This window comes from Micromonospora vulcania (assembly GCF_042658605.1).
In the GTDB taxonomy this organism is placed as follows: domain Bacteria; phylum Actinomycetota; class Actinomycetes; order Mycobacteriales; family Micromonosporaceae; genus Micromonospora; species Micromonospora vulcania.
In genome coordinates this window covers 106822-118341 of sequence record NZ_JBHSQS010000005.1, presented here as the reverse complement: position 1 = coordinate 118341, position 11520 = coordinate 106822, and the positions used below count along the sequence as shown (strand labels likewise).

At 69.2% G+C, this 11520-nt stretch carries 13 protein-coding genes; 5 read left to right on the top strand and 8 right to left on the bottom strand.

Going from position 1 to position 11520, the window contains the following annotated elements; all coding sequences use genetic code 11:
* Window positions 1–146: 146 nt before the first annotated feature.
* From ACFQGL_RS09735 to ACFQGL_RS09725, 3 genes are all read left to right on the top strand, one after another.
* Entirely contained in the window at window positions 147–761 is a 615-nt protein-coding gene (locus ACFQGL_RS09735) for a PadR family transcriptional regulator (protein ID WP_377509548.1), read from the top strand.
* A gap of 123 nt (window positions 762–884) precedes the next feature.
* Window positions 885–1844: an ATP-binding cassette domain-containing protein gene (locus ACFQGL_RS09730; protein WP_377508702.1), complete on the top strand. Its 960-nt coding sequence runs from the start codon at window positions 885–887 to the stop codon at window positions 1842–1844.
* 23 nt (window positions 1845–1867) lie between these two features.
* Window positions 1868–2623, top strand: coding sequence for an ABC transporter permease (locus ACFQGL_RS09725; protein ID WP_377508699.1), 756 nt, complete (start codon window positions 1868–1870; stop codon window positions 2621–2623).
* 89 nt (window positions 2624–2712) lie between these two features.
* Here ACFQGL_RS09725 and ACFQGL_RS09720 read toward each other — a convergent pair whose 3' ends face one another.
* The 6 genes from ACFQGL_RS09720 to ACFQGL_RS09695 all read right to left on the bottom strand — a co-directional run bounded on the left by ACFQGL_RS09720 (window position 2713) and on the right by ACFQGL_RS09695 (window position 7499).
* The gene (locus tag ACFQGL_RS09720) at window positions 2713–3366 is read right to left on the bottom strand and encodes an O-methyltransferase (RefSeq protein ID WP_377508696.1); all 654 of its coding nucleotides are present in this window, start codon (window positions 3364–3366) and stop codon (window positions 2713–2715) included.
* A complete protein-coding gene (locus tag ACFQGL_RS09715) occupies window positions 3363–4031 on the bottom strand; it encodes a Maf family protein (RefSeq protein WP_377508694.1) in 669 nt (222 codons plus the stop codon). Before ACFQGL_RS09715 ends, ACFQGL_RS09720 begins: the two co-directional genes overlap by 4 nt.
* Window positions 4032–4212: 181 nt before the next feature.
* Complete coding sequence (locus ACFQGL_RS09710; RefSeq protein WP_377508691.1) at window positions 4213–5259, bottom strand: S8 family serine peptidase; 1047 nt, start codon at window positions 5257–5259, stop codon at window positions 4213–4215.
* 92 nt (window positions 5260–5351) lie between these two features.
* Entirely contained in the window at window positions 5352–6746 is a 1395-nt protein-coding gene (locus ACFQGL_RS09705) for a hypothetical protein (RefSeq protein ID WP_377508688.1), read from the bottom strand.
* Window positions 6743–7198 carry a hypothetical protein gene (locus tag ACFQGL_RS09700; protein WP_377508686.1) on the bottom strand — a complete coding sequence of 152 codons (456 nt, stop codon included), beginning with the start codon at window positions 7196–7198 and terminating at the stop codon, window positions 6743–6745. The genes ACFQGL_RS09705 and ACFQGL_RS09700 overlap by 4 nt, the downstream gene beginning before the upstream one ends.
* An 88-nt stretch (window positions 7199–7286) precedes the next feature.
* The gene (locus ACFQGL_RS09695; RefSeq protein WP_377508683.1) at window positions 7287–7499 is read right to left on the bottom strand and encodes an acyl-CoA carboxylase subunit epsilon; all 213 of its coding nucleotides are present in this window, start codon (window positions 7497–7499) and stop codon (window positions 7287–7289) included.
* A gap of 90 nt (window positions 7500–7589) precedes the next feature.
* Here ACFQGL_RS09695 and ACFQGL_RS09690 point away from each other — a divergent pair, with 90 nt between their 5' ends.
* A complete protein-coding gene (locus ACFQGL_RS09690; RefSeq protein WP_377508680.1) occupies window positions 7590–9566 on the top strand; it encodes a serine/threonine-protein kinase in 1977 nt (658 codons plus the stop codon).
* Window positions 9567–9655: 89 nt separating this feature from the next.
* A complete protein-coding gene (locus ACFQGL_RS09685) occupies window positions 9656–9898 on the top strand; it encodes a hypothetical protein (protein WP_377508677.1) in 243 nt (80 codons plus the stop codon).
* A gap of 109 nt (window positions 9899–10007) precedes the next feature.
* Here ACFQGL_RS09685 and ACFQGL_RS09680 read toward each other — a convergent pair whose 3' ends face one another.
* Entirely contained in the window at window positions 10008–10763 is a 756-nt protein-coding gene (locus ACFQGL_RS09680; protein WP_377508675.1) for a GH25 family lysozyme, read from the bottom strand.
* 123 nt (window positions 10764–10886) lie between these two features.
* A complete protein-coding gene (locus ACFQGL_RS09675) occupies window positions 10887–11438 on the bottom strand; it encodes a Uma2 family endonuclease (protein WP_377508672.1) in 552 nt (183 codons plus the stop codon).
* Window positions 11439–11520 lie beyond the last annotated feature (82 nt).

The window sequence follows — 11520 nt, the reverse complement described above, 5'->3', positions numbered from 1 at the left end:
TTCGTGGCTCCTCCCGGCAGGTTACTGACCGGGAGTGTATCGGCCACCCTGGTGACCCTAACGATCGCTCAGTGTGGGATGCCGCACTGTGCCGGCGCGCTTTAGTCAAACTTGTTTATTACGCTTGTCCGGTGTCTGCGACTCGGATGATGATCCTCGGACTGGTGCGGTGGATGCAGCCCGTACACGGCTACGACGTGCGCCGCGAGCTGCTGAGTTGGAACGCCGACCGGTGGGCGAACGTGCAGCCCGGCTCGATTTATCACGCGTTGCGCAAACTCACCGAGGAGGGCCTGCTCCGCGCCGTCGCCACCGAGCAGGTCGGCGCCCGCCCGGCGCGTACCACCTACGAGGTCACCGCCACCGGGGAGGACGAGTTCCAGACGCTACTGCGCGGCTTTTGGTGGGGCCTGTCCGAGCCGCTGGACCCGTTCGCGGCGGCGTTCTCCTTCCTGCCGGCGCTGCCGCGCTCGGAGGCGGCGGCGGCCCTGCGGAACCGGGCCAACCTGCTGCGCGCCAGCGTCGAGTCGATGCGTGCCTCCCTCGATTCGGACTGGATGCGCACCACCAAGCCGGTGCACGTCAGTTGGTTGTTCGAGCTCTGGGCGGCGCGGGCCGAGGCCGAGTCGGGTTGGTGTGAGCGGATCGCGGAACGGATCGACTCCGGAGTGTCGTACCTGCCTGCTGAGCTGGACGGGGCTGAGCTCTGGCCGCATTGGACCGACAGCGGGGACCGGCCGACCGCCTCTGACGCGAAATAATCAACGTTGACTAAAAACGCTATATCGCGTTAGCCTGCTGTCGGCACAGCGGGGGAGTGCGCCATCTGGCGGCGTCCCACTCGACCGCCGGCACTGGCCGGCCCGAAACGACCAGGAGCAGAGATGATCGAGACCAGGGGGCTGCGGAAGTCGTTCCGCTCCCGCGCGGGTCGAGAGACGAAGACGGTGGACGCCGTGCGGGGCGTCAACCTGGAGGTCGCCGAGGGCGAGATCTTCGGCTTCCTCGGCCCGAACGGTGCCGGCAAGACCACCACGCTGCGGATGCTCGCCACGCTGATCGAGCCGGACGGCGGCGACGCCACCATCGCCGGCGCCGACCTGCGCAAGGACCCCGCCGAGGTGCGCCGCCGAATCGGGTACGTGCCGCAGGGCGGCAGCACCTGGGACGAGTCCACCGCCCGCGAGGAGCTGGTCCTGCACGCCCGGATGTACGGCATCGGCAAGGCCGACGCCCAACGTCGCGCGGCCCGCGCGCTGGACGCCTTCCAGCTCACCGAGTACGCCGACCGCAAGTGCAAGACCTACTCCGGCGGTCAACGCCGACGGGTGGAGATCGCGCTCGGCATCATCCACGAGCCGAAAATCGTCTTCCTGGACGAGCCGACCACCGGCCTCGATCCGCAGAGCCGCGCGCACATGTGGGACGAGATCCGACGGCTGCGCAGCGACGGGATGACCGTCTTCATCACCACGCACTACCTGGACGAGGCCGACGCGCTCTGCGACCGGATCGCGATCATGGACAACGGCGAGGTGGTGGCCGAGGGAACTCCGGCCGAGTTGAAGCGCGAGATCTCCGGCGACGTGGTGCTGGTCGGGCTGGACCTGGCCGCCACCCCGCAGGCCGCCGAGGTGCTCGACAGCGAGCCGTACGTCAACAAGCTGGAGACCGCCGACGAGGGCGGCCTGCGCCTCTATGTCGACGAGGGCGCCACCGCCATCCCGCAGGTGCTGCGCAGACTCGACCACGCCGGGCTGGAGCTGCGCTCGATCGAGCTGCACCGCCCCAGCCTGGACGACGTCTTCCTGACCAAGACCGGCCGCTCGCTGCGCGAGTCCTGAGCACCCATCACAGGAGAATCGTCATGAAACTCGCCCGCGACACCTGGCTCATCTTCCAGCGCCAGATCCAGCTGCTGCTGCGCAACCCGGTCTGGGTCTTCGTCGGCGTCTTCCAGCCGGTGATGTACCTGCTGCTCTTCGCCCCGCTGCTCAAGCCGGCGCTGAACGCGCCCACCCAGGCCGCCGCCTACAAGATCTTCGTACCCGGACTGCTGGTGCTGCTGGCCATCTTCGGCGGCCTGTTCCAAGGGTTCGGCCTGATCGCCGAACTCCGCGCCGGCGTCATCGAACGCTCCCGGGTCACGCCGGTCAGCCGGCTCGCCCTGCTGCTCGGCCGCTCGCTACGCGACGTGGTCTCGCTCATCGTCCAGGCGGTCATCATCACCCTCCTGGCGCTCCTGTTCGACCTGCGGGTGTTCATCGGGGACCTGCTGCTGGCGTACCTGATGCTCGCCTTGATCGCGCTGATGACCTCGGCCGTCTCGTACGGCGTCGCGCTCAAGGTCAAGAGCGAGGACGCGCTGGCCCCGCTGATGAACACGGTGGCTCAGCCGGTGCTGCTGCTCTCCGGCATCCTGCTGCCGCTCACCTTCGCGCCCGGCTGGCTCCAGGGCATCGCCGACTGGAACCCGTTCTCCTGGGCCGTCGACGGCACCCGGGCGCTGTTCGCCGGGGACCTGGGCAGCGACAAGGTCTGGCAGGGACTGACCATCACCGCGGTGCTCGCGGCGGCGGGGGTCTTCTGGGCCGCCCGCCAGTTCGCCCGTAGCGTCCGCTGACCTGGCACGCGATGTCGGGGTGTCCCCGGGCAGGGGACACCCCGACATCCGCGCCTGCGGCGCTCAGCCTTTGATTTGGCTTGCGATCGTCAGCGCACCCGGGCCAGGGTCAGGCCGTCCGCGACCGGCAGCATCACCGGGTCGACCCGCACGTCGGCCAGCACCTCGTCGTTGAAGGCGGCGATCGCCCGGTCACCTTCGTTCTCCGGCGCGATCACCCGCCCGCCGCGCAGCACGTTGTCAACGGCGATCACCCCGCCCGGACGCATCCGGGGCACCAGCTCCGCCCAGTAGACCGGGTAGCCGGTCTTGTCCGCGTCGATGAACGCGAAGTCCAGGTACCGCTCGTGCGGCAGCTCCCGCAGCCCGTCCGCGGCCGGGCCGATGCGCAGCTCGATCCGGTCCTGCACACCGGCCCGCGCCCAGTAGCGTCGCGCGATGCCGGTGAAGTCCTCGGAGATGTCGAAGCAGGTGAGCCGCCCGCCCTCGGGCAGCCCGCGCGCGATCGCCAGCGACGAGAGCCCGGTGAACGTGCCGACCTCCACGGCCTGCCGCACGTCGAGGAGCCGGGTGAGGAACGTCAGGAACGCCGCCTGCTCCGGGGCCACCTGCATCGTGGCGTGCTCCGGCAGCACCGACCGGGTCTCCTCGGCCAGATCCCGAATGATCTCGTCCGGCGGGGTGCCGTGCGCAATCAGGTACGCGTGCAGTTCGTCAGTGAGAGGGATCGACTTTGTGGTCATGACCGGACGCTACCGAGCGGCTCGACCGACTGTCCGCCCGGCGCGATCTTCGTCCACAGATCGGTGATGTTCAGACCCAACTCCGCCAGCAGACGGCGCAGCAGCGGCATCGAAAGCCCGACGACCGTACCCGGGTCACCCTCGATCCGCTCCACGAACGGTCCGCCGAGCCCGTCGATGGTGAACGCGCCAGCCACCGCCAGCGGCTCCCCACTGGCCACGTACGCAGCGATCTCGTCGTCACTGATGTCAGCGAAGTGGACGGTGGTCGACGCCACCGCCTCTGCCCGCCGCCCAGCGGTAACGTCGATCAGGCAGTGCCCACTGTGCAGAACACCACTGCGCCCCCGCATCCGCTGCCAACGCCGGGTGGCGTCCGCCGGATCCGCAGGCTTGCCGAGAATCTCCCCGTCGAACGCGAGCACCGAGTCGCAGCCGATCACCAGGGTCCGCTGATCGGCGGCGGGACTCAGCCGGGTCAGCACAGCCTGCGCCTTGAGCCGAGCCAACTCCAGGCACAGATCCTCGGCCCGCTCGGTCACCACCAGGGACTCGTCCACCCCACTGACCAGCACGTCCGGCTCGATCCCAGCGGCCTGAAGAGACTTACGACGGGCAGGGCTCGCCGAGGCGAGCACGAGGCGGAGCGGCAGGGAAACAGACACCCGACCGACGTTACCGGCTCGGCACCCCCCACCACGACCGCACGCGCCGCTACCCGGCCCAGCGCCCATGGCTGGTAGGCGCCTCGGCCCCGGACGGGCATTACGGGCGTGGCGTGCGTTGTCGTCCCGGCGCTCGTCAACGGGCCGGCGCTCCGCGGCGATCTACGGTGCTGTCGACCCGTCAGCGGCTAACCCGCGGCGGTGGATCATCGCTGCGCCGGCGCCGTCGTACCACCAGCGCCCATCCGACACCGGCTGCCACGATCACCCCGAGCGTGGCCAGGCCGCGGGCAGTCGCGCCGCCGCCGCCGTCGTCCGGCTGGGCGACGGCGGTCGTGCTCGGCGCGCTCACCGATTCGAACCCCAACGGGGGTACGTCTGCCGTCAGCGCCGCCACGAGGTCGATCACGCCATAGCCGTACTCGTCGTCGCGCCCGGGCGGACCCTTGTCAACGGCCGTGGCCGTGAGTCGATGCGCCACCTCCGAAGCGGGAAGGTGGGGGTACTTGGACCGGATCAGCGCCGCCGCCCCCGCCACGATGGCCGTCGCATCGGAAGTACCAGTGCCCCTGCGGTACTTGCCGTCGATGCTGGTGCTGTAGATATCGACGGCGGGCGCAACCACGTCGATCTCGGGCCCGGTGACCGACACGGCGGCGTGAATCCCGTTGCGATCTACGCCCCCAACAGCAATTACTCCGGGATAGGCGGCCGGGAAGCCTACAAAACTGTCGCGTGGCCTATTCCCAGATCCTGCTACAACGACAACGTTTGCCCGCATGGCCATCTCGATGGCGCGTCTGAGTCGGTCGTTTGGTCCGGCCACAGACGAGACGCTGACGACGGTAGCTCCTCGCCTGACGGCAAACTCGATCCCGGCCGCGAGGTCATCGCTGTTGCCATCTTGATCGGTCAGACTTGTTCGGATGGGAAGGACGTTCGCCTCTGGGGCGATGCCGAGTGCGCCAATCTTTCCAGGCTGGCCGTGCGCAGCGATCAACCCGGCCATTCCAGTGCCATGGCTGCTGCCGTCCCGCCGACCATCGCCGCTGCCGCCTGCGACGATATCGGTACCGCTTAGAAGATTTTCGCGAATGTCAGGGTGTGGTTCCACGCCAGTGTCTGGCACTGCGACGATTACCCCTTTGCCGCGACTGATCTGTTGCGCTTCGGTTGCTTCAAGAAAACTTAGGTGCCATTGATCTTTGCGTACTTGGTCTACGCCCACAGGGCCCGGCTTGGCCCCCACTCTTCCCGGGACGGACAGGAGTGCGACCGTGAGACTTATGGTAATAAATGTCGCCCGGGAGGTACGCAGGATCAACGGTCAAGACCGATAGCCGGGCCGGGGTCGATGGGCCCCTCTTCATTCGGTGGGCGAACAACTGGGGCAACGCCCTCATCGGTATCCCATGGCTGGTCGGGGTCCCAGTGACGCTTCTCCTCGCGGGGCGTTTCATGGGCATCGGGACGCACGGTTGGGCGGCCACCTGTAGTTGCACCGATCCCCCCGTTGGCGCCAACGCCGTAGCCGGAGGGCGAAAGCCCGTGCATGGCACCCGATATCCGGCCCCCGCCTGGACGGGAGCCAGCCCCACCTGTGGGTCCTGTTCCTGCGCCACCCCCGCCGATTACACCGCCCACCGGGTTGATGCGGCGAGGCGAGCTGCTACCGCTTCCAGGTTGCCCAAGGCCCATCCCAGGTGTCCCACCGATCAAGCCCCCCGGGGGCATCGGTCGCGGCTGCGTGGGGGAATTTCCCGTGGTAGCTGAAGGGTTTCGGCTGCCCAGCTGATTAGTCGGGGAGGGCTGGGGGCGTGGCGTCCCCGATGAATCACCACGTGCAGAGGTGGTAGGCGGCAGCGGCGGTGCCCCGAAGCCGGGTGTTGGGTTGGGCGGCGTTGGCGGTGTGGCATTGATTGGTGGAGGTGAATTTGTTGGGCCGGGGGTGATTGTGCCGAGTACTCCGCCCAGCACCGGACCGACGCCGGGTGCGGTTGGCGCCGGCACCGAAGCCGTTGCGGGGGGTGGCTGGATTGTTGACTTGTTTGAGAGCGGCACTGGGATGATCGGAGGAAGGACCGGAGCGGCAATTGCGTCATACGCGTCTGCGTCACTCTGATCGATGCCGGGGTTGGTCTTCGGCCTGGGCGGTGGTTTTTGGAGGGTTGCTTGGGCTTGCTGGAGTTCCCCGCTGAGGTTGAACATCATCCCGCGCGCCTGCACGTTGAGCCGTTCCAGCTCGGCGTCGGTCACCGGTGATTCCGTGACCCGGCTGCCCATGACGGCTTTCGGGTCGGCGGCCGTGGCCTCGTACGCCTGCCTCTGTTGGAGCTTGCCCGCGTACTCCTCGTAGACCTTGCGGAGTTCGGCGCGGGTGGTGCCGATGGCCTGGGTGGCGGCGGACAGCGCCGTGTAGTTGGCCGCTGCGGCGTCGTGGGTGTGCTGAACCTTGGCGATAAGTTCGTCGAGTTCGGCGAGGTACGTGCCGGAGGCGGCGCTGGTCTCCGGCGGCCACGCCTCGGCAAGGCCGCGCCGGTACTCCTGAAGCCGGCCAAGGTGGATCTGTGCGAGGTCGCAGACCTTGCGCCAGCCGGCGACCTGCTTCCAGTGGTTGGCGGTGTCGTGGTCCTGCAGGCACGCCCACATGCTGTTGACGTCCATGAGTTGCCAGTCGGTGAGGCCGGAGGTGCGGCCGCTGCCCCTCTCGATCACGGCAGCACCACCGGCGTCTCGTCGGGGCCGGTGGGGTCGTGCAGTGTCGGCGTCGGGCCACCGGACAGGACGGCCCCCGGGTCGGCGAGGGCTCGTTCCACGTCCACCACCCGGGCGGCGGAGAAGGCGTCGGTGTCTCCGTATTTCGTGGCGACCCGGTCGGCCACGGCGGCCAGGTGGCCGGTGGCGCCGCGGACCGCGTACACCATGTCGGTGGTTGCCTGCTGGGTCTCGTGGTGTGCGTGCAGGAAGGCGACCAGCTCGATGAAGGCGTCGCACGGGTTGGGCAACTTGGCGGACATGTCGTCGGCGATGTACGACAGGTGCGGCGCGTAGTTGCTCTCGACCTCTGCGGCGAGCCGGTCGGCGAACTCCCGGAGTTGGCGGATGTCGGCCTCGATGCCGCCGTAGTTGCTCAGCCAGGGCGCTGGGCGGTCCTCTTCGGGGATCATCGGTACTCCCTACCCGTCACTGCACCGTTTCTCTCAGTGAGGTTAACGGCTCAAAGCGACCCTGGCAGCCCCCGTACGGCGGGTCGGGTCAGCGGGGCAGGCCAGCGGCGCGCCACGCACCCGGCCCGGCTGCCGGCGTCGTGCCGGCCGGTCGGCCGCTGCGGGCCCAGGTGGACGTGCTGGCCCGCGCGGGTGCGGCGGCCGGGCGGGACCGGACGACGATCGCACCCACCAGGGCGGCCAGTTCCTCTGCGGTGGGCACGCCACGAACGACCCGGAACAGGGGCTCTTCGGCAGACATGACCTCAGGGTACGCGGCGCGAAGGTCCGGGAAACGCACAGTGGCGTGCCGGCGGTGTGACGATCAGGGGGTCCGGGTACCGTCTCACCGATGTCGAACGCGCTTCCCCAACTTGTCGCTGACCGATACCGGCTTCTATCGCCGCTCGGCCAGGGCGGCATGGGTCGGGTGTGGAAAGCGCGCGACGAGGTGCTGCACCGGGACGTCGCCATCAAGGAGTTGGTGCCGCCGCCCGGTCTCACCGACGAGGAGCGCCGCGAGATGCGGGAGCGCTCGTTGCGTGAGGCGCGGGCCATCGCCCGACTCAACCATGCCAATGTCGTACGCATCTTCGACGTGCTGCGCACCGACGGCGACCCGTGGATCGTCATGGAGTACGTGGCGTCGAAGTCACTGCAGGACACGCTCGCCACGGACGGGCCGGTCTCGCCCGCCCGCGCGGTGGAGATCGGCCTTGGGGTGCTGGGCGCGCTGAACGCGGCGCACAAGGCCGGCGTCATGCACCGTGACGTCAAGCCCGGCAACGTGCTGCTCGGCGACGACGGCCGGGTGGTGTTGACCGATTTCGGTCTCGCCACCATTCCGGGCGACCCCAACGTCACCCGCACCGGCATGGTGCTCGGTTCGCCCGCGTACATCTCGCCGGAGCGGGCCCGGGACGGCACCGCCGGGCCGGAGGCCGACCTGTGGTCGCTGGGCGCGACGCTCTACGCGGCCGTCGAGGGCAAATCGCCGTACGCCCGGCCGTCGGCGATCGGCACCCTCGCGGCGCTGGCCACCGAACCGATGCCGCCGCCGAAGAACGCCGGCCCGCTCAAGGCCGTGTTGAACGGTCTGCTTCGCAAGGACCCGAGCGAGCGGATCACCGCCGACGTGGCCGAGCGCCTGCTGCGCCGGGCCGGTGGCAAGCGGACCCGTGGCATCTCGCTGCTCGATGGCGTACGCCGGCCAGGGCCGAACGGTCCGCGCGAGCCGCGCCCACCTCTCGTACCGGCACCGCGCCCCGGTGAGGAGCAGGCCGATCGGCCGGTCTCCCCGCCCGCGCCGCGTACCCCGATCGCCTCCGCCGCCGACGCCACGCCGACGGCCATCGTGCCCTCCGGTGCGGATGCCGAACCCACCGCGACGGTGCCGGCCGAGCCGACGGCCACGATCGACCGCCCGGCCACGTCCGATGCCGAGCCGACCGCGACCGTCGGGGCCCCGGGCGACACACCCGCCGACGGTACGACGACAGCGGCCGATGACGAACCGACCGAGGTCGACGGCCCGGTGGTCGAGCCGGTGCCCCCGGCGCAGCGTCGGCGGACCACCCCGACGTCGGTCATGCCAGCCCAGATGGGCTCGTCCGGGCGCGCGGCGGTGCCGCTGTCCGACGGTACGAAGCCCAACAACACCCGCCGCAATCTGCTGATCGGTGCCGTGGTGGCACTGCTGCTGATCGGCCTCGTGGTGATCGTGCCGGTGCTCACCAAGGGCGACGACGAGACGCCACAGGTCGGTCCGACCGGGACTGCCGTGACCTCGGGGCCGGCGCAGACGTCCGCTCCGGCGACGCCCCCGCCGACCACCGGTGCTCCGAGCCCGACGCCGTCGGCCACGCCGTCCGTGGACCCCAACGCGCTGCCGGCAGGCTGGACGCTGCACAGGGACCCGGCCGGCTTCGCCCTGCCGCTGCCCAACGGCTGGGTGCGCAAGCAGGTCAGCGGCGACACGGTCGTCTTCGACCAGGCCAACGGGCCGGGCGAGTTGCTCGTGCAGTGGACCCCCACACCGGGCAAGGATGCGGTCAAGGACTGGGAGGAGCAGGAGCCGAACCGCAAGGACTTCGTCAAGGACTACAAGCTCCTCCGCATCAAGAAGTGTGTCTTCTGGAAGACCTGCGGGGACTGGGAGTGGCTGGAGACCCGAGACGGGACCAGGATCCACGTCCGTAACCGCGGCTTCGTGACGGCCAGCAACCGCGGCTACGCGCTGCGGTGGGAGATCGCGGAGAAGGACTGGCAGGCCAACCTGCCGAACTTCGACCGGATCGCCAACGGCTTCGTGCCCGATCGCAAGGACTGATCGGCGGGATTCGCGCCGCCGCGAAACTGATTCGCATGACCTTCCGTCGTCCGGGGTACCTGACCTTCGACGACGGAAGGAGGTACGACATGAGTTACCGACGGAGGGACGCCCGGCCCCGGCTGGCACTGTGGATGCTCGTCGCCCTGGGCGACGCGGTCCTGTTGCTGGTCAGCGCCGGAATCTGGGCGTTCATCGCCCTGCTCAGCGTCGTGACCATTGCCGTCTGCGGGGTTGTCGCCTGGCGGCTGACCCGGCGGGGTGCGCTGGCTCACGACGATGCCAGGTCGGTGCCGGTGGCGGTGCCGATGGCCACCCGACGGCGGGCCTGACCCGTACTTGTGGACGTGGCGGCAGCCGGACCGATTGTCAACCAGGTGCTGACAGCCGATCCCGCTGCCGCCAACCGCCTCCCCAGGCGGATCGGGCGGACGGAACCGATCAGGCCGTGTTGTTGGCCAGTGCGATCAGCCGGGTCCGGTCCCCGTTCCAGTAGTTACGGTCCACGTTGCCGCTGATTCCGGAGACGCTGCCGGTGCTGGTGTACTGCCAGAAGCTCCAGACCGGCGCACCGGCCGGCAGGGTGCCCGGCGCGCTCGCCCAGCGGGCCAGCCAGAGCGGGTGGTTCGCCCACGGGCCGGTCCAACTGCCGGTGCACTGGTTCCACCAGCTGGTGGTGGTGTAGATGACCGCGTACCGGCCGGTGCGGGAGCGGTAGGTGTTCAGGAAGTCCTGGACCCAGTTGCGCATTCCGGTGGTGCTCAGCCCGTAGCAGTAGCCCCCGCTGTACGGGTTGGCCTCGATGTCCAGCGCGGCCGGCAGGGTGCGGCTGTCCGCCGACCAGGCGCCGCCGTTGGAGGCCAGGTAGTTCGCCTGGGTCGAGCCGGCGGAGATGTTCGGCCGGGCGAAGTGGTACGCCCCGCGGATCACCCCGGCGTTGTACGAGTTGACGTAGTTCGCGTTGAAGGCCGAGTCCTTGACGCTGGTGCCCTCGGTCGCCTTGATGAAGGCGAACTGGATGCCGGCGTTGCGGACGCTCGTCCAGTTGATGGTGCCCTGGTAGTGCGACACGTCAATGCCGGGGGTGGTGGCGGCGGCCGCCGGGCCTGCGGTCGCGACCAGGGTCGCCGCCGCGGTGGCGAGGACGGTGAGGCCGGCCGCGAGCACGCGGCGCAGCGGTGATCGGGTACGGGCCATGGCTGCCTCCAAGGACGCCGGCTATTGATGCCCATCATTGAAGGTAACTGCCCAAGATCGCAAGACTTGTTGAAGAAAGCTTCACTCCGGGGGCATGGCGGTGCCGCGACGGAGCGGACGTGATCAGCGCAGGCTGGCGGGGTCGAGCTGCCAGCGGAACGGCTCCACGATGGTCAGCGTCTCGCCGTGCTTGGCCACCTGGTCCTCGACGTAGTGCCCGCCGTCCAGTCGGAACAGCCGCAGCGAGTGACCGTCACCGTCCTGCTCGACCAGCAGGTACCACGGGATCCGCGCGATGGCGTAGAGCTGCATTTTGAGCAGGCGGTCGGCGGCCGCGTTGCCCGGCGAGACGACCTCGCCGACGAGGGACACCCGATCGACGTCGAGGAAGGTGCCCTCGTCGTCGACGTCGGTTACGACGAGATCCGGAATCACGACACGGTCGATGCCGAGCCGGACGTTGATCGCGTCGTAGACCGAAAGACCACGGGTTGCTGCTGCTGCCTCGATGCTGTTCGCGAGTCGGCGCGACACCCGCTGATGTCGTCGGCTCGGTGCAGGGCTCACGATCAGGCTCCCGTCGAGCAACTCGATCCGGTCCGGGGTCTCGCCCAGGGCGAAGTAGTCGGCCTCGGTCCACAGGCCGATGTGCGGCTCCAGGGGTGCTGCGCTCACCTGCGTTCACCTCCCGCTCCGCTCGCCACCCGATCAGTTTCACAGGATACGAGTTGGCGTCCCGGTAACGACACGGAACGCC